20 protein-coding genes are annotated in these 20,780 nt (G+C 68.9%); 11 read left to right on the top strand and 9 right to left on the bottom strand.

All coding sequences use genetic code 11. The annotated features are described in order from the left end of the window. Positions 1–45: 45 nt before the first annotated feature. From ACI3KS_RS06405 to ACI3KS_RS06395, 3 genes are read right to left on the bottom strand one after another with little or no spacing between them, the layout of a single operon-like run. Positions 46–1,362, bottom strand: coding sequence for a GNAT family N-acetyltransferase (locus ACI3KS_RS06405; RefSeq protein ID WP_404916382.1), 1,317 nt, complete (start codon positions 1,360–1,362; stop codon positions 46–48). 33 nt (positions 1,363–1,395) lie between these two features. Beyond that, positions 1,396–1,641 carry a zf-HC2 domain-containing protein gene (locus tag ACI3KS_RS06400; RefSeq protein WP_404916380.1) on the bottom strand — a complete coding sequence of 82 codons (246 nt, stop codon included), beginning with the start codon at positions 1,639–1,641 and terminating at the stop codon, positions 1,396–1,398. Then, entirely contained in the window at positions 1,638–2,315 is a 678-nt protein-coding gene (locus tag ACI3KS_RS06395) for a sigma-70 family RNA polymerase sigma factor (protein ID WP_404916378.1), read from the bottom strand. The genes ACI3KS_RS06400 and ACI3KS_RS06395 overlap by 4 nt, the downstream gene beginning before the upstream one ends. 72 nt (positions 2,316–2,387) lie before the next feature. Between ACI3KS_RS06395 and aroA the strand changes: the two genes are divergently transcribed. From aroA to bcp, 3 genes are read left to right on the top strand one after another with little or no spacing between them, the layout of a single operon-like run. Then, positions 2,388–3,713: a 3-phosphoshikimate 1-carboxyvinyltransferase gene (aroA, locus tag ACI3KS_RS06390; RefSeq protein WP_404916376.1), complete on the top strand. Its 1,326-nt coding sequence runs from the start codon at positions 2,388–2,390 to the stop codon at positions 3,711–3,713. Beyond that, positions 3,710–4,780: a ribosome small subunit-dependent GTPase A gene (gene rsgA, locus ACI3KS_RS06385; protein ID WP_404916374.1), complete on the top strand. Its 1,071-nt coding sequence runs from the start codon at positions 3,710–3,712 to the stop codon at positions 4,778–4,780. Before aroA ends, rsgA begins: the two co-directional genes overlap by 4 nt. Before the next feature lie 9 nt (positions 4,781–4,789). Then, complete coding sequence (gene bcp, locus ACI3KS_RS06380; protein ID WP_404916372.1) at positions 4,790–5,263, top strand: thioredoxin-dependent thiol peroxidase; 474 nt, start codon at positions 4,790–4,792, stop codon at positions 5,261–5,263. A gap of 25 nt (positions 5,264–5,288) precedes the next feature. Here bcp and ACI3KS_RS06375 read toward each other — a convergent pair whose 3' ends face one another. After that, complete coding sequence (locus tag ACI3KS_RS06375; RefSeq protein ID WP_404916371.1) at positions 5,289–5,669, bottom strand: hypothetical protein; 381 nt, start codon at positions 5,667–5,669, stop codon at positions 5,289–5,291. Between the two features lie 231 nt (positions 5,670–5,900). Between ACI3KS_RS06375 and ACI3KS_RS06370 the strand changes: the two genes are divergently transcribed. Continuing rightward, positions 5,901–6,149, top strand: coding sequence for a WhiB family transcriptional regulator (locus tag ACI3KS_RS06370; protein ID WP_404916369.1), 249 nt, complete (start codon positions 5,901–5,903; stop codon positions 6,147–6,149). 64 nt (positions 6,150–6,213) lie between these two features. Here the strand turns inward: ACI3KS_RS06370 and ACI3KS_RS06365 are convergent, their stop codons facing one another. Together ACI3KS_RS06365 and ACI3KS_RS06360 are read right to left on the bottom strand one after the other, a co-directional pair. Beyond that, positions 6,214–7,698, bottom strand: a complete 1,485-nt coding sequence (locus ACI3KS_RS06365; RefSeq protein WP_404916367.1) for a sensor histidine kinase — start codon at positions 7,696–7,698, stop codon at positions 6,214–6,216. Between the two features lie 72 nt (positions 7,699–7,770). Then, the gene (locus ACI3KS_RS06360; protein ID WP_404916365.1) at positions 7,771–8,157 is read right to left on the bottom strand and encodes an Rv3235 family protein; all 387 of its coding nucleotides are present in this window, start codon (positions 8,155–8,157) and stop codon (positions 7,771–7,773) included. 125 nt (positions 8,158–8,282) lie between these two features. On the opposite strand from ACI3KS_RS06360, the gene ACI3KS_RS06355 reads away from it, so the two are divergent. Then, on the top strand, positions 8,283–8,900 hold the full coding sequence (locus ACI3KS_RS06355) for a hypothetical protein (RefSeq protein WP_404916363.1): 618 nt from the start codon (positions 8,283–8,285) through the stop codon (positions 8,898–8,900). 8 nt (positions 8,901–8,908) lie between these two features. Here ACI3KS_RS06355 and ACI3KS_RS06350 read toward each other — a convergent pair whose 3' ends face one another. Next, positions 8,909–9,187, bottom strand: coding sequence for a helix-turn-helix domain-containing protein (locus ACI3KS_RS06350; RefSeq protein ID WP_404916361.1), 279 nt, complete (start codon positions 9,185–9,187; stop codon positions 8,909–8,911). Positions 9,188–9,284: 97 nt separating this feature from the next. Here ACI3KS_RS06350 and ACI3KS_RS06345 point away from each other — a divergent pair, with 97 nt between their 5' ends. Both ACI3KS_RS06345 and ACI3KS_RS06340 read left to right on the top strand, forming a co-directional pair. Next, positions 9,285–9,905, top strand: a complete 621-nt coding sequence (locus tag ACI3KS_RS06345) for a hypothetical protein (protein ID WP_404916359.1) — start codon at positions 9,285–9,287, stop codon at positions 9,903–9,905. Then, positions 9,902–11,131 carry a CpaE family protein gene (locus ACI3KS_RS06340; RefSeq protein ID WP_404916357.1) on the top strand — a complete coding sequence of 410 codons (1,230 nt, stop codon included), beginning with the start codon at positions 9,902–9,904 and terminating at the stop codon, positions 11,129–11,131. The genes ACI3KS_RS06345 and ACI3KS_RS06340 overlap by 4 nt, the downstream gene beginning before the upstream one ends. Here ACI3KS_RS06340 and ACI3KS_RS06335 read toward each other — a convergent pair. Together ACI3KS_RS06335 and secA are read right to left on the bottom strand one after the other, a co-directional pair. Further along, positions 11,055–12,281 (bottom strand): pyridoxal phosphate-dependent aminotransferase, encoded by a 1,227-nt coding sequence (locus ACI3KS_RS06335; RefSeq protein ID WP_404916355.1) that lies wholly within the window; start codon positions 12,279–12,281, stop codon positions 11,055–11,057. The genes ACI3KS_RS06340 and ACI3KS_RS06335 overlap by 77 nt on opposite strands. A gap of 83 nt (positions 12,282–12,364) precedes the next feature. Continuing rightward, positions 12,365–15,166, bottom strand: coding sequence for a preprotein translocase subunit SecA (secA, locus tag ACI3KS_RS06330; RefSeq protein ID WP_404916353.1), 2,802 nt, complete (start codon positions 15,164–15,166; stop codon positions 12,365–12,367). 165 nt (positions 15,167–15,331) lie between these two features. Between secA and ACI3KS_RS06325 the strand changes: the two genes are divergently transcribed. From ACI3KS_RS06325 to ACI3KS_RS06310, 4 genes are all read left to right on the top strand, one after another. Next, on the top strand, positions 15,332–15,946 hold the full coding sequence (locus ACI3KS_RS06325; RefSeq protein WP_404916351.1) for a PadR family transcriptional regulator: 615 nt from the start codon (positions 15,332–15,334) through the stop codon (positions 15,944–15,946). After that, a complete protein-coding gene (locus ACI3KS_RS06320) occupies positions 15,943–16,665 on the top strand; it encodes an ABC transporter ATP-binding protein (RefSeq protein ID WP_404916349.1) in 723 nt (240 codons plus the stop codon). The genes ACI3KS_RS06325 and ACI3KS_RS06320 overlap by 4 nt, the downstream gene beginning before the upstream one ends. Then, entirely contained in the window at positions 16,662–19,502 is a 2,841-nt protein-coding gene (locus tag ACI3KS_RS06315; RefSeq protein ID WP_404916347.1) for an FtsX-like permease family protein, read from the top strand. The genes ACI3KS_RS06320 and ACI3KS_RS06315 overlap by 4 nt, the downstream gene beginning before the upstream one ends. A 77-nt stretch (positions 19,503–19,579) precedes the next feature. Beyond that, positions 19,580–20,780: hypothetical protein (locus tag ACI3KS_RS06310; protein ID WP_404916345.1), on the top strand; the 1,201-nt coding region annotated here is incomplete at its 3' end.

The raw sequence follows: 20,780 nt of genomic DNA, 5'->3' as shown, positions 1-20,780 counted from the left end.
ACCGACATCTGTCATCTGCCCCGACGGATGCTCCGCGGGGGGCGATCAGTACCAGAGGCCGAGAACGGGCGCGTCCGCCGTGCGGAACGCGTCGTCGAGTGCGGCCGCGGTATCCGCTGACGCCCGGAGTCGTCCAGCCGCCCGCAGCCGGGCCGCGCTCACACCGCCCGCGAAGAGGGCTGAGAGCGCCACCACATCGAGTTCGACGACGTCTGCCTGCGCCGGAGCATCCGCGTCGCCGACGGCGTCGACCGTGGTGGCGCCGTCGGCGCCGACACGCAGCCGCCATGACCCGGCAGCGAACCCCAGCGGGTCCCCTACCTGGAGCACGACGTCCAGCGCCGCACGGTAGGTCCGCCCCTGCAACGCGGCGGTGACGTCGAGGATGCGCAACCATCCGTGGTCGTGCACGGTGAACTCGACAGCGCGCTGGTCTGCCACCAGCCAGGTGATCGGATCGTCGACCGGCCGCTGATCTGCCGTGACCGTGTCGACCAGGTCGTGCTGCAGGGCGAAGCGCCACAGCGCGATCAGCGCATCGGGCGTGAGAGCGGAAACGTGCCGGATCGCGAGCTCCGAGCGGAAGGTCCCCGCGATCTCGGTGAGCTTGTACGCCATGGCCCCCTGCACCGTGCCCTCGGCGTCACGGTAGCGGACGCCGCGGATCGCAGTCGCCGCCGTCTCTGCGGGGTGCAGACCTGCCATGCGCGCCCATCGGGCGTCCCATCCCGCGATCTGTCCGCTGCGCGCCGTGCGCTCGCTCTCGTGCAGTGCGATCAGGTCATCGCGCAGGGTCTCCCGATCGATGTACTCGACGCGGCCGCTCTGTTCCGGCCCGACCCACCCGGCCTTGCGGGTGTCGACCTTGACCCGAGCGACCGGCACAGCCGATGCGAACCCGTATCTGCTGTAGATCGTCGCCTCCGACACGGTCAGTCCTGCGATGGCGGTGCCGGCAGCCGAGGCCGCGCGAAGCTCTCCCTCGAGCAGCGCCCTGGCGATGCCACGGCGGCGATGCGTGCCCGACACCGTGACCGAGCTGATCGCCCACATCTCGAGCTCCCCACCGGGAACCGTCAGCGGAGTCGTCCACGAGTTGACGGTTGCGACGGGCCAGACGCCCTCGCGGGCATCTGCCTCGAACACACCGATGTTGCGGCGCACCTCGATCGCCTCACGGTCCGCCTGCACCGACTCGGCCGAGGGGTCCACGTCGAGGAATCCGCGTGCATCTGCGCGCAGGAAAGCCTCCGTGTCGGCATCCGATGAGGTGTCGATCACCCGGTAGGTCAGCCCCTGCGCGGCCAGGCGGTCGGCGGAGACGGGGTCGACGGGGATCGTGCGTGCATCGGTGGCGGTCATGCCTCCACCCTACTGACGCTCCGCCGGGCGAACTCAGTGAGCGGTGGCCTGCGCTTCGCGCAGCCTCGCGAAGACCTGGTCGCGCAGCTCTTCGGGCGCGGACTCCTTGCAGGCACGGGCGATGACCTCTGTGAGCGTCGTCGCCACGAGCGCTTCGTCACGGCAGGAGGGACAGTTCTCCAGGTGCTCGCGGATCTCGGCATGCTCGGTCTTGCACACTTCGTTGCGGAGGTACTCCTCCAGATCCTGACGCGCCTTGTCGCAACCGCAGTCGCTCATTTCCCGCTCCTCTTCTCAGCCGCGGCGATGCCCCGTTCCGCGGCGTAATCTGCCAGCAGCTCCCGCAGCATCCGCCTGCCGCGATGCAGACGGCTCATCACGGTGCCGATGGGGGTCTTCATGATGTCGGCGATCTCCTGATAGGCGAATCCCTCGACATCGGCGAGGTAGACGGCCAGGCGGAAGTCCTCGGGGACGGCCTGCAGGGCGTCCTTCACGACGGATGCCGGCATGTGATCGATCGCCTCGGCCTCGGCCGAGCGGCTGTGCGAGGCCGTCGTCGACTCCGCACCGCCCAGCTGCCAGTCCTCGAGCTCATCGATCGTGCCTTGGAAGGGCTCGCGCTGCTTCTTGCGATAGATGTTGATGTACGTGTTCGTGAGGATCCGATAGAGCCACGCCTTGAGGTTGGTGCCCTGCGTGAACGTACTCCACGACCCGTAGGCCTTGACGAACGTCTCCTGCACGAGGTCGGCCGCATCAGCGGGGTTGCGCGTCATGCGCATGGCGGCGGCGTAGAGCTGATCCATGAACGGGATCGCCTGCTCCTCGAACTCGTCGCGGGAGTCGCTGGCCGTGTCGGCGGTTGCGGTGTCATCCATCACCGGCCAGTCTAGGCCGACGAGGACGTCGACATCGGGCGCGACGGCATCGCGCTCGAGCGTTGCGAGCATGCTCACTCCTTCTTGCGAATGTCGGGTCGATCTCCTCCGGGCTCGCACCCGTGTTCACTACAGTGGGAACCGATGAGCGCCAACAGGTATTCCCCTCCCCTCGTGCGGGGCGCGTACGCCGCGCCGTCGACTTCGACCGCCGTGCACGCCACGGTGACGATCCCCGGATCGAAGTCGCTGACGAACCGCGAGCTGATCATCGCCGCGATCGCCGACGGACCGGGTCGCCTGATCGCGCCGCTGCACTCCGACGACTCGCACCGCATGGTGGAGGCGCTGCGTGCCCTCGGCATCGGCATCGAAGAGGTCGACGCCGGCGGTGAATTCGGTCCTGACCTCGTGGTGACCCCGGCGAAGCTCTCCGGCGGCAGCACCGTCGACTGCGGCCAGGCCGGCACCGTCATGCGCTTCATCGCTCCGCTCGCGGGCCTCGCCGAAGCAGATGTGCACCTCACCGCGCACGAGACCGCGCTGCACCGTCCGATGGGCGGACTCATCAGCGCCCTGCGCGATCTCGGCGTCGACATCGACGACGAGGGCACCTGGGCACTGCCGTTCACGATCCGCGGCCACGGCCGCATCCGCGGCGGTCGGATCGAGATCGATGCCTCGGCATCCAGCCAGTTCGTGTCGGGGCTGCTGCTCGCGGCCCCCCGTTTCGACGTGGGCCTGCACCTCGTGCACACCGGCGCGCATCTGCCGAGCCTGCCGCACATCGACATGACGATCGAGGCGCTGAGCCGCCGCGGCATCCGCATCGAGCGCCCGGCGACCGGCGAGTGGCTGGTCGAGGCGGGAGTGCCGCGGGCGAAAGAGATCGCGATCGAACCCGATCTCTCCAACGCGGCGCCGTTCCTCGGTGCCGCGCTGGTGACCGGCGGAGCGGTGACGGTGACGGGCTGGCCCGCGCACTCGACACAGCCGGGTCACCTCCTCCCCGAGATCCTGCAGGCGATGGGCGCGCATGTGAGCCGTCACGGCGGGGCCCTCACCGTCAGGGCCGGAACCGGCATCCGCGGCGTAGACCTCGATCTCTCGGCGGCCAGCGAGCTGACCCCGACCCTGGTCGGTCTCGCCGCTTTCGCGGACTCCCCCACCACCATCCGCGGGATCGGACACATCCGCCTGCATGAGACCGACCGCATCGCCGCCCTCATCAGCGACCTCCGGGCGCTCGGCGGCGAGGCCGAGGAACTGCCCGACGGTCTGCGCGTGATCCCGGCGCCCCTGCACGGCGGCACCTGGGCCGCTCACCACGATCACCGCATGGCGACCACGGGCGCCCTGATCGGCCTGCGCGTGCCCGGCGTCGAGATCGACGACATCGGAACGACCGCCAAGACCCTGCCCGAGTTCACTCGGCTGTGGGAGCGGATGCTGCGAGGCGACGCCGCGTGAGCTGGCTGGCCGACGACGAGTCCGACGACGAGTTCGACGACTACGACGAGAACAGCATCCGTTCCCGTCCGAACCCGAAGGCGAACCGTCCACGGACGAAGCGACGCCCCGCTCACGAGGACGCCAGGATCGGGCGTGTGCTCGGCGTCGACCGCGGGCGCTACACGGTGCTGGTCGGCGAGGACACCGACGACGAGCGGACGATCACGGCCGCGCGCGCGAGAGAGCTGCGGCGCAACCCCATCGTGACCGGAGACCTGGCCAGAGTGGTGGGCGACACCTCGGGTGAGGAGGGCACCCTCGGGCGCATCGTCGGCATAGTCGAGCGCACCTCCCTGCTGCGCCGCAGTGCCGACGACACCGACCAGGTCGAGCGAGTGGTCGTCGCGAATGCGGACCAGATGCTCGTCGTCGTCGCGGCCGCCGACCCCGAGCCGCGGGCCCGGCTCGTCGACCGCTATCTGGTCGCTGCGCTGGATGCCGGCATCCGCCCCCTCCTCGTTGTCACCAAGACGGATCTCGCGGATCCCACCGATTTCCTCTCGCACTTCGACGGCCTCGACGATCTGCGAGTGTTCACGAGTGCGCGCGAGGAGATGCCCGTCGACGAGATCGGCGCCGCGCTCATCGGACACTCCACAGTCTTCGTGGGGCACTCCGGCGTCGGGAAGTCGACCCTCGTGAACGCCCTGGTGCCGAGCGCGGGCCGGGCGACCGGTCACGTCAACCAGGTCACCGGTCGTGGGAGACACACGTCGTCGTCGACAGTGTCGCTGCGCTATCGCACTCCCGACGGCGCCGGCTGGGTCATCGACACCCCCGGGGTGCGCTCGTTCGGACTCGGCCATGTCGATCCGGCCAACATCTTGGCCGCCTTCACCGAGCTCGCCCTGATCGCCGAACGATGCCCCCGCGGCTGCACGCACCTCGCCGACGCGCCGGACTGCGCTCTCATCGAGGCTGCCGAGAACGGTGAACTCGGCGACACCGGACGCGCCCGACTCGACTCGCTGCAGCGTCTGCTGCAGACGTTCGCCGACAAGGCCGAGCAGACACCTGGCCGGTAGGCTGAGCGGGTGACTGTGCGACTGGAACCCGGAACCCCCGCCCCCGACTTCTCGCTCCTCGATCAAGACGGCGCGACCGTAGCCCTCGCGGACCTCCGCGGCGAGAAGGTCGTCCTGTACTTCTACCCGGCCGCGATGACTCCTGGATGCACGACGCAGGCCTGCGATTTCCGCGACAGCATCTCGTCCCTGCAGGGTGCCGGATACCGGGTGATCGGCATCTCACGCGATGAGCCGGCGAAGCTCGCCGAATTCCGCGAGCGCGACGGCCTCACCTTCACGCTGCTCAGCGATCCCGACCACGCGGTGCATGCGGCATACGGCGTGTGGGGCGAGAAGATGAACTACGGCAAGGTCATCGAGGGCGTCATCCGCTCGACGTTCGTCCTCGACGAGAACGGTGTCGTGACCACAGCGCTCTACAACGTCAAAGCCACCGGCCACGTAGCGCGCCTGCGCAAACTCCTCGGCATCGACGCCTGAGGTCACCGGCGGCGCCGCCCCGAGATCAGTCCTGGACGGCGCCCTCTGCCCGCGCGCTCGCGATCAGGAGCACGAACCCCAGAAGGCCGGGGACCCCCACTCCGACGACGAACGCCCAGACGACGGGCTGCACGCCCAATGAGGCGAGCGCGATCGCGACGGCGAGAACCTGGAACACCACTCCCCCCGAGCGCGCCCAGGAGCGCCCGGCGCGCGTGCCGATCGCGAAGGCCACGAGAGCAGCCGCACCGATCAGCGTGAGGACGATCAACGCGATCGCCGTCGGCAGCGACGACGCGTCGCCCGCGCTCAGGCCGAACACCTCGATGAGTGCGAACACGACCAGTGCGGCCCCTTCGATCCCGAGGACCGCGGAAGCTGCGAGAGCGAGGCCGGGTGAACGCACGTTGTCTCCTGAGAATCGAATGAGAGGGGTCAAAACCCTTGATTTCGTAACTTGCATGTAACAGAATAGACAACGTCATGTGCTCCCACAGCGGCGTGGGGCGGGCGTCAGCGCCCGCATCACAAGGTCGGGCTTCGGCTCGATATGTAACAGGGTAGCCGAACCCCGAACGGCCGCCGAATCCGAGACGTCGCTCTGACATCTCATGAAATCCACACCTGAGGAGCCCCCATGGACTGGCGCGACAAAGCCGCCTGCCTGACTGTCGACCCCGAGCTGTTCTTCCCCGTCGGGAACACCGGACCGGCGGTCGATCAGATCGAGAAGGCGAAGAGCGTCTGCGCCACCTGCACCGTCACTGAGATCTGCCTGCAGTACGCCCTCGAGTCCAGCCAGGACTCGGGCGTGTGGGGCGGCCTCTCCGAGGACGAGCGCCGTGCTCTCAAGCGTCGCGCCGCCCGCGCCCGTCGCGCTTCCTGATCGTTCATGAGAGAGGGGCCCGAGATCATCGATCCCGGGCCCCTCTCTCATGAACGCGGTGGGCTCATTTGTGCAGCCAGCGCAGAGGGATGTCGATGACGACCTCGGTGCCCTCGCCCTCGCTGCCCCGCCACTCGATGGTGCCGCCGAGCTCGCCCTGGATGAGGGTGCGGATGATCTGCGTACCCAGCCCCTGACCGATGCGCCCCTCGGGGAGTCCGCTGCCGGTGTCGCGCACCGTGACCCGCAGGTTCTCCTCGGTGCGACCGGCATCGATCGTCACGACACCCTCCTGGCCGGCGAGGCCGTGCTCCACGGCGTTCGTGACGACCTCGGTCAGAGCGAGCGCGAGCGGTGTCGCGTACTCGCTCGGCAGAACGCCGAAGCGTCCTGTCGACTGCGTGCGCGCCCGGGTGTTCGGCGCCGAGGCGACCTCGGCGACAAGCTTGAGCACACGGTGGAAGACCTCGTCGAAGTCGACCTTCTGGGTCAGCCCCTGGGCGAGCGTGTCATGCACGACCGCGATGGAGTCGACGCGGCGCATCGCCTGGGTGAGAGCATCCCGCGCCTCGTCGGAATGCGTGCGACGGGCCTGGATGCGCAGCAGTGAGGCGACGGTCTGCAGGTTGTTCTTGACACGGTGATGGATCTCGCGGATCGTCGCGTCCTTGGTGATCAGCTCCTGCTCCTGATGCCGCAGTTCGGACACGTCGCGGCAGAGCACGATCGCACCGATCCGGGTGCCGTGGTCCTTGAGCGGAATGGCTCGGAGCGAGACCGTGACTCCCCTGGCCTCGATATCGGTACGCCACGGTGCACGACCCGTCACCACGACGGGCAGGGACTCGTCGACCTGACGAGACGGTGGCACCAGGCGCGTGGTGACCTCGGCGAGCGATTCGCCTTCGAGCTCATCGTCGAAACCCATGCGGTTGAAGGCGGACAGCGCGTTCGGGCTCGCGAAGGTGGTGATGCCGTCGACGTCGATGCGGATGAGACCGTCGGATGCTCTCGGCGCACCGCGTCGGGGCGATGTGGGCGCGGCGAGGTCGGGGAAGCTGCCGTCAGCGATCATGCGGAACAGGTCGTTGGCGCAGTCGTCGAAGGTGATCTGCTGGCGAGAGGGCGTTCGCGCCTCGCCCAGATTCGTGTGCCGTGTGACGACCCCGATGACGGGGGCCGCTTTGTCCTGTCCGCGGCGATCGATCACGATCGGGACAGCACGCACACGGGTCGGCGTCTCCTCGAACCAGTCCGGCGACGAGGAGTCGACGATCTCCCCCGACTCGAAGGCGCCCTGCACCTGAGTACGCCACTGCGGACGCACCCGCTCACCGACGATGTCGCGGTAGAACAGCGTCGCCGCACCGCTCGGCCGCGCATGCGCGACCGCGATGAACGATCCATCCTCGGTCTGGATCCACACGACGATGTCGGCGGACGAGAGGTCGGCGAGGAGCTGACCATCGCCGGCGAGGCGATGCAGCCATTCGACATCGCCGTCGGCGAGGATTCCCTGGGCGTGGGCGAGATCACTGAGGGTTGACACCCCTCAAGCCTAGTGCGGCCACCTGATCGCCCTGCCCAGGGCACCAGGCCCGCCTGCCTCCGATCGCCCTGGTCAGAGCACGGCGAGCGACGTCGCGCGCCAACGGTGGTCCATGCCCTCGAGCCTGATCGCCACAGCCCTGGTGCGACCCGGCCCGGCGACGACGATCACGGCCTCGACGACTCCCTCCTGGGGCTCGGAGGCACGGATCGATCTGATCTCGAAGGTCGGACGCGCAGGCGACACCCCCCTCGCGCTGCGCGCCCTCGCCGACAAGTTCGCCCGAGCCACAAGGCTCCGGAAGGCGTCTTCGTTGAACCACCGAGCGAGCTGGTCGACCTCTCTGACGCCGGCGAGCACTTCGAGGGCTCCCTGAGTGAGGCTGCGCAGCAACGGCACCGGATCGGGAAGCTCCGATCGCGGGGTGGGCTGCGGCGCGAAGTACTCATGAAGCGACATCGTTGCACTCTCCTCGGGGAAGGCTGCGGCCAGTAGAGCACGCGGCTCGCCTGCCGAGCCCCGCCTGCGAGAGCTATGTGGATAACTCGTACATGGGTCGTCCGCGGTGGCCTACTCTCGGTCGGGTGCAGTGGGAACGACTCTTCGACGACCTGGAAGGGCAGCTCGCGTCCGAGTGGGAGGCCGAGCGGGCCGCGCTCGCCGCCGAGTCCGAACGGCTGCGCATCTCGCGTCTCGACCTGCGCAGCCGCCTGCGACTCCTCTGCGGAGCGGAGGCGCTCGTCACGGTCGATCTGATCAGGGGTCGTCGCGAACCGGTCCGTCTCGCCGCGCTCGGTGCGGACTGGATCGGCGCGGCGTCCTCCCCTGCGGAAGGAACCCGCGCCGCGCGCTCGATGCTCGTCATCCCGCTGTCCGCGCTGCGCGGTCTCGGCATCGATCATGGGCTCCTGCTGTCGAGCCTGGAGGAGCAGGCCGAGCAGCAGCCGAACTTGCGGGAGCGGATGACCCTCGGCTTCCTCCTCCGGGATCTCGCCCGCCGCCGTCTTCCCGTGCGGGTGCAGACCGTGGAGGGCGAGGACCTGCACGGCACCATCGACCGCGCGGGTGCCGATCATCTCGATCTCGCGTTGCACGACGCAGGGTCGGCGCGGCTCGCCTCCGCGGTGCAGGGCTTCCGCATCATCCCTTTCGAGGCGATCGCGTGTGTGCGAACGGCAGCAGGAGCGGATCAGCCGCTCTGAGGAGCGGATCAGCCGCTCTGAGGAGCGGAGCGCCCCCACACCTCGGGGAAGCTCGCCGCGTTCGACTGGCGCCACAGCGCCATGCGACGTGCTTCTTCCGTCTGCTCCTCGAGGTACTCGTTCAGGCTCTCCTCCTCGATGCGCCAACGCGCGGGCGAGCCGAGCTGCGAGCCGCGGAGTCTGCCCTCGTGCACGAGAGCGACGACCTCGTCGACCTCGATGCGGAGGAGTTCCGCCACCTGCGCCGGCGCCAGGAAGCGCGGTGCCGCATGCGGGATATCGGTCATGCATCCATTGTCCATGGGAGCACCCCGATCCCTCCACCCCGCACCGCGCTGTGGATAACTCCGACGGCGATCGGAGCATCTCTGTGACCATGGGGCGATGACATCGACCTCACGCCCGCGACACGCCTTCTGGGGCGATGTGCGGTTCATGATCGGAATCGGGCTCGTCGCGGTGTCGATCACCGGCGTGTGGCTCGTGATCTCCTCGGCGGAGCGGACCACCCCCGTGCTGCAGGCGACTCGCACGATCGTGCAGGGCGAGCCGCTCGTCTCCGAGGACTTCCGCGTCGTCGAGGTCGGTCTGGGTGTGCTCGAGGACGACTACCTCGCACCGCAGGACCTCGAAGCCGACCAGATCGCCGGGAGGACGCTGGCCGCTGATGAGCTCGTGCCGGCCTCCGCTATGATCGACGCACGCAAGGGAGGCACAACGACCGTCGTCATCGAGAGCACAACGGGCATTCCGGAGGACGTCTCGGCGGGGACCCGTATCGAGCTGTGGCAGGCGCCGCTGCTCGCCGACGGGCGCACCCTCGATGCTCCTCGGATCCTCGTGGCCGATGCGGTCGTCGCCGACGTGGTCGCACCAGAGGGCGTGCTGGCATCCGCCGGGGCCACCGTCGAGGTCGTGATCGATCGCGCCGACGTCGCCGACGTGCTCGCCGCCATGACGGGTGGCGCAGCGATCTCCGTGGTTCCGGTCGGGGTCGCGCCATGACCTCGGTCGTACTCGCGATCCCCGAGCCGCACGCTGCACGGCTCGCCGCCGAACTCGCGCTCGAGGACGTCCACATCAGCGCGGTCGTCGCGCCGAACGATGTGCTCCCCCTCCCTGCGGGAACGGATGCCGTGATCATCACGGCCACGCGCCGGATCCTCACACCGGCGTTGCTCGCCGCCTGCGATCGCGCGGGAACCCGCGTGATCCCGTTCGGGACATCCGATGAGAGGCTTCTCGCGAAGTACGGTCTCCCGGCCGCGATCCCCTCCGAGGCGGCGGGCTGGGAGGTCGTCGCCGCACTCGCGCTCGACTCACCATCGCCCGTCGCCCGCGCGCAGAGCGCGCCCTCGCGGATCATCGCCGTGTGGGGCGCGTCCGGGTCCCCCGGGCGATCGACCGTGGCCATCCAGCTCGCCGTCGAGCTGGCTCGATCAGGTCGACAGACGGCCCTCGTCGACGCCGACACCGTGGCGCCGTCGCTCGCTCTGCTGCTCGGGCTCGAAGACGACGCACCGGGAGTCGCGTCCGCGTGTCGGCGCGCGGAACTCGGGGCGCTCGACCGGGAGGAACTCAGCCGGCTCGCGACCGCGGTCTCCACGAGCGCGGGCGACGTCGACGTGCTCGGAGGCATCAATCGACCGAGCAGGTGGCCCGAGATCTCCGAGTCGCGCCTGCGATCGACTCTGGTCTCGTGCCGGTCCTGGGCCGAGGACACCATCGTCGATGTCGCGGCGCCCTTCGACGCCGATGAGGAGGCGACCTACGACATGGTCGGCCCTCGGCGCCACGGCGCGACGACGGGTGCCATCGCCGAGGCCGACGCGGTCATCGCGATCACCGCGGCCGATCCCCTCGGTATCAGCCGATTCCTCCGCGAGTACGCCGAGTTGCGCGGTCTCGCCGGGGAGACCCCCATCACGGTCGTGGCGAACCAGATCCGTCCCGGTCCGCTCGGTATCGATGCCAAGGGCCAGGTCGGACGCACGCTGGCGCGGTTCGCCGGGATCGACGATGTGACGTTCCTGCCCTACGACCAGCGAGCGACAGACGCCGCGCTGCTGCACGCCCGCCCCATCGGAGACGTCGCTCCGCGCTCGCCACTGGTCGCGGCGATCCGACGGCTCGCCGCGACCCTGTCCGCAGACGCTACTGCCGGTAACTCGACAGGAAGTTCCCGAGCCTCTCGACGGCTTCGGCCAGCACGCGCGGCTCGGGGAGCGTGACGACGCGCAGGTGATCCGGGGTCGGCCAGTTGAACCCGGTGCCCTGCACCATCAGGATGTGCTCCGAGACCAACAGATCGTAGATGAGCTTGGCATCGTCGTGGATCTCGTGCACGTTCGGGTCCAGACGCGGGAAGGCATACAGCGCTCCCTGCGGCTTGACGCAGGACACCCCGGGGATCGCCTCAAGGCCCTCCCACGCCACATCGCGCTGCTCGTGGAGCCGACCGGTCGGCGCGATGAGTGCATCGATCGACTGCACACCCGAGAGCGCCGCCTGCACGGCGTGCTGCGACGGCACGTTCGGGCAGAGGCGGGTCGAGGCCAGCAGGGTGATGCCCTCGAGGAATCCCTTGGCGTGCGACTTGGGTCCGGTGATCACGAGCCAACCCGACCGGTATCCGGCGACGCGGTACGTCTTCGATAGACCGTTGAAGGTGAGGCAGAGCAGATCGGGGGCCAGCGTCGCCGTCGGGATGTGCTGCGCATCGTCGAACAGGATGCGGTCGTAGATCTCATCCGACAGGAGCAGGAGCTCGTTCTCCCGGGCGATCTGCACCATTCCCTCGAGCACCTCTCGGGAGTAGACCGCGCCCGTGGGGTTGTTGGGATTGATGATGACGATCGCCTTGGTCTTCGGGGTGACCTTCGACCGGATGTCCTCGAGGTCGGGCTGCCAGCCGTTCTCCTCATCGCAGAGATAGTGCACCGGGGTGCCACCGGACAGGCTCGTCATCGCCGTCCACAGCGGATAATCGGGCGCGGGGAGCAGCACCTCGTCCCCCTCGTCGAGGAGCGCCTGCATCGTCATCGTGATGAGTTCGGAGACGCCGTTGCCGAGATAGACGTCATCGGGGTCGAAGCGCGGGAAGTCCTCGATCTCCTCGTACCGGCTGACCACCGCGCGGCGAGCCGACACGATGCCCTTGCTGTCGCTGTAGCCGTGCGCCGTCGGGAGCGCGGCGAGCATGTCCCGGACGATCTGGTGCGGCGCCTCGAAGCCGAAGATGGCCGGATTGCCGGTGTTCAGCTTGAGGATCCGGTGCCCCTCCGCCTCAAGCCGCGCCGCCTCGACGAGGGCGTTTCCGCGGATCTCGTACAGGACGTTCTTGAGCTTCGACGACTGGTCGAAGTGGCGCGTTGGTGTCATCGCCCAAGCCTAGCGCCGCTCGAGCACCGTCCGGACGCACGAGAAGGGGGCAGGCCCGTTCGGACCTGCCCCCTTCCCACGGGTCACTTCTTCTTCTTGCCCTGAGCTCGTCGCTGCTCGCGGTTTCCGGCCGCCGGTGCCGCAGCATCCGTCTTCTGCCCGAACGCTCCGCGCGGCGCCTCCGCCTCCGGCTGGTCCGATGCCGTGCGAGCGGCCGCGGCCTTGCGCACACGGTCGGTGGCCGCCTGCTGGACCTGTCCGCGATCGTTGCGCACTTCGACCTCACCCGCGTCGTTCGCGGCGGAGTACTCGAGTCGCTGATCGTTCGCACCGTCGGCGAGGCCCTTCGCCTCGACCTGAGCGACCTGGTCGTCGCCGGCCCGGCGGACCTCGACCTCGAGGTTGTAGAGGTAGCCGACCGACTCCTCCTTGATCTGCCCCATCATCGACTGGAACATCGAGTAGCCCTCGCGCTGATACTCGATGAGGGGGTCGCGCTGCGCCATCGCACGCAGGCCGATACCGTCCTTGAGATAGTCCATCTCGTAGAGGTGATCGCGCCAGCGGCGGTCGAGCACCTGCAGCACCACTCGACGCTCGAGTTCGCGGGTCGCCGCCTCGCCGAGGGACTCTTCGCGCTTCTCGTAAGCGATCGTCGCGTCGGACAGCAGCTCGCGCACGAGTCCGTCGGCGGTGATGCCGCCCTTGCGACCGGCGGCCTCGGCGACGACCTCGTCGATCGTCACGCTCACGGGATACAGGGTCTTCAGCTCGGTCCAGAGCGCGTCGAAGTCCCAGCTCTCGTTGTGCCCCTCGCCGGTGTGATCGCGCACGACGCCGGTGATGGCGTCCTCGATGAAGTGCTGCACACGATCGGCGATGTCGTCGCCCTGCAGGATGTGCCGGCGGTCCGCGTAGATCGCCTCGCGCTGACGGTTCAGGACGTCGTCGTACTTCAGGACGTTCTTGCGCATCTCGGCGTTCCGCGCCTCGACCTGCGACTGCGCGCTGCGGATCGCGCGAGACACCAGGCCGGACTCGATCGGCACATCGTCGGGGAAGTTCGTTCGGTTAAGGATCGCCTCGGCCGCACCGGACTGGAACAGGCGCATGAGGTCATCGGTGAGGCTGAGGTAGAACCGGCTCTCGCCGGGGTCGCCCTGACGACCCGAACGTCCGCGCAGCTGGTTGTCGATACGCCGCGACTCGTGTCGCTCGGTGCCAAGCACGTACAGTCCACCGGCCTCGGCGACCTTCGCGCCCTCCTCGGCGACGGTGGCCTTCATGGACTCGAAGACCTCGTCCCACGCCGCCTCGTACTCTTCGGGCGTCTCGACAGGGTCGAGACCCTTGGCCTTCAGCTCCTGCACCGCGAGGAACTCGGCGTTTCCGCCGAGCATGATGTCGGTTCCACGACCGGCCATGTTCGTCGCGACGGTGACGGCGCCGAGGCGTCCGGCGCGGGCCACGATCTCGGCCTCGCGAGCGTGGTTCTTCGCGTTGAGGACCTCGTGCTTGACGCCCTTCTTGGCCAGCAGACGCGAGAGGTACTCGCTCTTCTCGACGCTGACCGTTCCGACGAGTACGGGCTGGCCGGATGCATGCCGCTCGGCGATGTCCTCGACGACCTGGGCGAACTTGGCGGTCTCGTTCTTGTAGACGAGGTCCGGCTGGTCCTTGCGGATCATGGGCCTGTTCGTGGGGATCGGGATCACGCCGAGCTTGTAGGTCGACATGAACTCGGCCGCCTCGGTCTCGGCGGTACCCGTCATGCCGGCGAGTTTGTCGTACAGGCGGAAGTAGTTCTGCAGGGTGACGGTGGCGAGGGTCTGGTTCTCGGCCTTGACGGCCACGCCCTCCTTCGCCTCGATGGCCTGATGGATGCCCTCGTTGTAGCGACGTCCGACGAGGATCCGCCCGGTGTGCTCATCGACGATCATCACCTCGCCGTTCATGACGACGTAGTCGGTGTCCTTCTTGAACAGCGACAGAGCCTTGATCGAGTTGTTCAGGAACGAGATGAGCGGGGTGTTGGCCGACTCGTACAGGTTGTCGATGCCGAGGTAGTCCTCGACCTTCTCGATACCCGGCTCGAGGACGCCGACCGTGCGCTTCTTCTCGTCGACCTCGTAGTCCTCGCCCTCCACGAGCGTGCGCGCGATCTTCGCGAACTCCGCGAACCAGCGGTTGGCCTCGCCGGACGACGGGCCGGAGATGATGAGCGGCGTGCGCGCTTCGTCGATGAGGATCGAGTCGACCTCGTCGACGATCACGAAGAAGTGACCGCGCTGGACGAGGTCCTCCTTGCGCCATGCCATGTTGTCGCGCAGGTAGTCGAATCCGAACTCGTTGTTCGTTCCGTAGGTGATGTCGGCGGCGTACTGCTCACGGCGCACGGCCGGGGTCTGCCCCGAGACGATGATGCCGGTCGTCATGCCGAGCGCGCGGTAGACGCGGCCCATGAGCTCCGCCTGGTACGAGGCGAGGAAGTCGTTGACGGTGATGACGTGGACGCCCTCCCCGGCGATGGCGTTCAGGTACGCCGGGAATGTCGCGACGAGCGTCTTTCCCTCACCGGTCTTCATCTCGGCGATGTTGCCGAGATGGAGGGCCGCACCGCCCATGATCTGGACGTCGTACGCCCGCATGCCGAGTGTGCGCTTCGCGGCCTCCCGCACGGCGGCGAAGGCCTCGGGCATGAGCTTGTCGAGGCTCTCACCGTTCGCGAAGCGCTCGCGGAGCTCCGCGGTCTCGTTGCGCAGTTCGTCGTCGGTGAGCTTCGAGATGTCCTCTTCGAGCGCGTTGACGGCCTTGACTACCTGGTTCAGGCGGCGGATGACCCGCCCTTCGCCCGCGCGCAGCAGCTTCTCAAGAGGATTGGCCACAGATGTCATCTCCCTGTCGGTGGGTGAAACGCCCTCTCTCCGCGACAGCGGACGATGGGCATACGTGCTCATGTTACCGGGCCGTGACCTGCGTAACGCCTCCACCCGGCTCTTCCGATAATTTCCGGGTATGCATATACTCGGCAATGACTTCAGGAGGTCGTCATGTCGGTTCGTCAGAGTCTGCTCGCCATCCTCGATCAGGGGCCCTGCTACGGCTATCAGCTGCGGCAGGAGTTCGACCGCCGCACCGGCTCCACGTGGCCGCTCAACGTCGGACAGATCTACAACACGCTGGAGCGCCTGGAGCGCGACGGACTCGTCGATCGGGGCGAGGCCGACGATCAGGGCCACGTCTACTGGCGCATCACGGATGCGGGCTCCGCCGAGGTCGCGACGTGGCTCTCCTCCCCCGTGATCCGGGCGCAGGCGACCAGGGACGAGCTCGCCATCAAGCTCGCGGTCGCCGCCACGCTCCCGGGCGTCGATGTCACCTCGGTCATCCAGACGCAGCGGACCGCCTCGCTGACGCAGCTGCAGACGCTGCAGCGGGCGAAGTACGCCGGAGGCGATCCGGAGGGACCGGAGGAGCTCGCCTGGGCTCTGGTGGTGGACTCGATGATCTTCGCCGCCGAGGCCGAGGTCCGCTGGCTCGATCACACCGAACAGCGACTGCGATTGCACCCCCACCCCGCGATGGGGCTGGAACTGACGACCGACCGGCCCCGACGAGGACGACCGTCGAAGGCGGATGCTGCAGCCGCGGAGGGCACACGATGACCGACACCGTCGTGCGCCTCGTCGGCGTCACCCAGCAGTACGGGCAGGGCGGCACGGCTGTGTCGGCACTGTCCGGCGTCGACCTCGAGGTCTCGCGCGGCGAGCTGGTCGCGGTCATGGGCGCATCCGGATCCGGCAAGTCGACGCTGCTCTCAATCGCGGGCGGACTCGCGACCCCCACGACGGGCGAGGTGATCATCGAGGGCGAGTACCTGAGCGAGCAGTCGCCCTCGCAACTCGCGCGTCTGCGCCGACGTTCCCTGGGCTTCGTGTTCCAGGACTTCAATCTCATCCCGACCCTCACGGCGCTCGAGAACGTGACTCTGCCTCTGGAGCTCGACGGGTTCCGCTCCCGCGTCGCGCGCAGGGCGGGAAAGGACGCGCTGGCCTCGGTCAGCCTCGCCGACAAGCTCGATGCCTATCCCGACGACCTCTCCGGCGGCCAGCAGCAGCGCGTCGCCATCGCGCGCGCCGTGGTCGGCGGCCGCAGACTGATCCTCGCCGACGAGCCGACGGGGGCGCTCGATTCGGCCACGGGCGAGCTCGTGCTGCGGATGCTGCGGAGCCGGGTGGACGCGGGTGCTGCGGGGATCCTCGTGACGCACGAGCCGCGGCACGCTGCATTCGCCGATCGCATCCTGTTCCTCCGCGACGGCAGGATCGTCGATGAGACCGCTCGCGACGGCGCCGACTCCCTGCTGCGCGGAGCCGGCCGATGACCTCGACACTCGATCGACGCCCGATCTCCGAGGGAACGAGAAGGCCCGATCCCCGTCCGTCGTCCGGCGCCCGGCGCGCCAGGTGGACGGTCGCCGCGCGCCTCGCACGCCGACAGGTGGCGAGGACGAGGCTGTCCAGCCTGCTCGTCTCGGTGCTCGTGATGCTGCCGATCGCGGCCATGAGCGCCTACGCCGTGATCGGCCTCAGCAGCGTGGCGACGCCCGAGGAACGGGCGAGGGTCGAGTTGGGACGCACCCAGGCATGGATCGCCGTGGCCGGGATTCCGGACGCGGGGTTCTGGCAATCGCCGACCGAGCCGACCTGGACCGGCTATCCCGGCGACGGCCAGATTCCGGACCGGGAGCCGATCGACGACCCGATCACGCTGCTCCCCGCGGGCGCCGAGACGCTGCGCACGACCGAGTCGAGCGTCCGCGTGACGACGCCGGACGGCGTGACGGCGATGCGCACGACGAGCGGCGAGACCTGGGATCCGCGCTTCGCCGGAAGATACGACCTCGTCGACGGCCGTGTCCCGGCGACGGACGAGGAGATCCTCGTGACCCCGGCGACTCTCGATCGCCTGCAGATCGCGATCGGCGACGAGGTCGCACTCGATGACCCCGCACGGTCTTTCACCGTGACCGGCACCCTCCGTGCCGCCGAGCTCGACGCCACCGTGCCGGCGCTGTTCGTGTCGGAGGCGGCGGGGCTGCCAGGTGGCAACGCGCGCTGGTATCTCCCGGGCACCTCCCTCAGCTGGTCGGAGGTGGAGGAGCTGAACGCCTCAGGTGTGGTCGCGTTCTCGCGCGACGTGGTCCTCGATCCCCCGACCCTCGACCCCGACACGCCCCAGGGCTCGTTCACGCCGTTGTCGAATTCGCTCTGGCCGATCGTGATGATGCTGCTGGCAGGAGGGCTCTTCTCCGCATATGTCGTGGTGATGCTCGCCGGGGCGGCGTTCGCCGTCGCGGCGCGTCGTCAGCAGCGTTCCCTCGCCGTGGCCGCCAGCGTCGGCGCGACCCCGAGTGACCTTCGCCGGGTCATCGTGCTGCAGGGCACGTTCCTGGGCCTCATCGGCGGTGTGAGCGGAATCGCGGTCGGCATCGGTGCCGCAGCCCTCACGATGTCGCTCACGACGAACGGCTCCGCCACCCAGTTCTGGGGCTTCCACGTGCCGTGGGCGGTCCTCGCGGGCGTGCTCGTGTTCGCCGTGCTCGTCGGCACGCTCTCGGCCGCGGTGCCGGCTCACACGGTCGCACGGTCCGACACGATCGCAGCGCTGCGCGGCGCCCGACGCCCGCAGCGGCCGCGCGCCTCGCGTCCGATCTGGGGCTCGGTGCTCATGCTGGTCGGCGTCGGGATCACGATCGGCTCAGCCCTCGTGATCATCGCCTCCCGCGCAGTCGTGCTGGACCCGGATTCGCCGATGCGGGTGATCCCGCCGCTCGGGATCGTGATCGGCCCGATCGTGGTCCAGATCGGCATCCTCCTCTCCGGGCGATGGCTGCTCTGGCTGACCTCCCGTCTGCTCTCCCCGCTCGGCCTGTCGTCGCGTCTGGCCGCGCGCGACGCCGCCGCGAACTCGTCGCGCACAGTTCCGGCGTTCGCCGCGATCGCCGCGACCGTGTTCGTCGCGGTGTTCGCGATAGGGCAGGGGGCCATGCAGACCGGAGCGACGGCGCGCGACTGGGGGTATCAGGCCCCAGAGGGATCGATGGCCGTATCGCTCTATCCGGCAGGGGACGAGGCCCTCGACGCTCAGGCGTCGACGGACGCAGCTGAGGCCGGACTCGAGCTCGCCACGGCGTCCGGTGCTGCGAGCGCTGCGGTGCTCTCCCAGCAGGCGGATGTGTGGTCGTACCCGAATGCGTCCGTCATCCCCCCGGAGAGGACCCAGGTGATCGCAGTGCTCCCCGATCGCCATCTGCTCGACCCCGCCGGACCGGAGAGCTACACCTGGGGCGGGAGGAATCCGACGAATCCGATCTCGGTGATCCCGGCGGACGAGCTCGAGACGGCGATCGGCGCGGAGCTCACCCCGGCGCAGCTCGAGCAGTACCGGAACGGGGCGCCCCTCGTCACGGATCCGCGATACGTGGAGAACGGCACGATCGAGATCGGCGCCTGGTCTGCCCGTGATGCCTACGAGGGCCGGATGCCCGACAACATCTGGGCGCCGTCCCCCGACATGGTCGACCGCGCCGATCCGCAGTGGTCGGAGCGGGTCGATGCGGTGCAGGTGGATCTGCCCCTGCAGCCGGTGCTGGTGGCCGTCTCACCGGAGACCGCGGCGTCATACGGCCTGAACGTGCGGCCCTACCTCGTGATCGCGGCCTTCGACACCACCGTGCCCGTGTCGGAGCGGGATCGGACGCAGGCTCTCTCGGAGACGCTGAGCACCTCGACCTGGATCGTCGCTCCGTACTTCGAGGACGGCCCGCCGTCGAATGTCGGATGGCTCGTGCCACTCCTCGCGGCAGTGTCGATCCTCGTACTCGGCGCCAGCGCCGTCGCCCTCGGTCTCGCGCGCTTCGAGCGACGGCCCGATGACGCGACGCTCGCCGCCGTGGGCGGCACGACGGGGCTGCGTCGCCGGATCGGCTTCTGGCAGGGCCTGCTGATCGCCGGGTTCGGGACACTCGCTGGGACGGCGGCCGGAGTGCTGCCGCCGATCGGGTTCGCAATCCAGTCCGCCGGCATGTGGGATCTCACCGACGTGCCCTGGATGCTCCTGCTGACGCTCACGGTCGCACTTCCGCTCGCGATCGCCGTGGTGAGCTGGCTGGTCGCGCCCCGTGCTCCGGAGCTCACGCGTCGGACGGCGATCGCATGAGCACGCTGTGAGCGAACCGGCATTCCGCGGGGCGGATGCACAGCCTGCTCATCTCTCGCTCTAACTAGGATCGGGGCATGGCTGGAATTTGGGGCAGACGCAAGCGCGAACAAGAAGAGCTCGCTGCACAGGATGCTGACCTGGCACGTCGTGCGGAGCAGGCGATCGTGACGACGGATGAGCGCATCCGCACCACGGCGGACGAACTGGTCTTCGCGGAGGCCGAACTGGGCGAGTCGCTCACCGCCGACCTCCGCAAGGCGCTGGGAGCCGTGCGGACGCACATGCGCGAGGCGTTCCAGCTGCACCAGCTCAACCACGACGAGATCCCGGACACCCCTGAGGAGCTGCGCACGCGCAATGCGCGCATCGTTCAGCTCTGCGACTGGGCCGAGGACCTCCTCGACGACAAGACCTCCGACCTCGCCGCGTCGATCTCGAAGGTACGTCGCGCGCCCGAGATCATCGCTCAGGTGCGAGCGGATGCTGCCGCCCTCAGCGAGCGCATCCCGCAGACCAACGACACCGTGGAGCGCCTCTCAGCCCGCTACTCCGATTCGGCCATGCACCAGATCACCGCCAGCGCGGCCGAGGCGGAGCAGCTGATCGCGTTCGCGACGCACGGCGCCTCCGTCTCGGAGCGCCGCCGCGCGGCGAAGCAGAACGAGGAGGCGAACCTCGCCCTCGAGACCGCGACCGAGGCGACCCGACGTGCGTCCGCACTGCTGGACGCCGTCGAGGACTTCGAGATCGAGGCGCTGCGCGCCGAGTCGACACTGGCCGAGGTGGTCGCGGACTCCCGCGGCGACCTCATCGCGGCCCGTACCGCACCGCAGGTACCGCTGGTGACGGATGCCGTGGTGGCGCTGCAGAACGCCCTCGACGCCCTGTCCCCCGCCGGCACCCCCGGCGACCCGTTCGCGGAGCTCTCTCAGCTGCGGGCAGCGAACACCGCACTCGACGACGCGATCGCGAAGGCACGCCATCGTGCGGAGAATCCGCTCCCCAGCCTCGCGCACGTCCAGCATGCGATCGACGACGCCGACCGGCAGATCGGCGTGGCTCGCGGCCTGATCTCGGGGCACCGCGGCTGGATCGGCGCGGACGCGCGTACCCGGCTGGCGGAGGCGGAGCGGCTCCGGGCCGACCTGGGCGAACTCCTCCCTGCCGAAGAGACACGCGAGCAGGCCCTTGCGGGCGCCCGACGCGTCGCGCACCTCGCTTCCGAGGCGCTGCAGCTCGCGCAGCGCGACATCGACTCCTCGCGCCCCCAGGACG

It is taken from the genome of Microbacterium sp. ZW T5_45 (genome assembly GCF_044987415.1).
GTDB lineage: Bacteria > Actinomycetota > Actinomycetes > Actinomycetales > Microbacteriaceae > Microbacterium.
The sequence above is the reverse complement of the archived record's forward strand: the minus strand, read 5'-3'. Positions and strand labels throughout refer to the sequence as shown.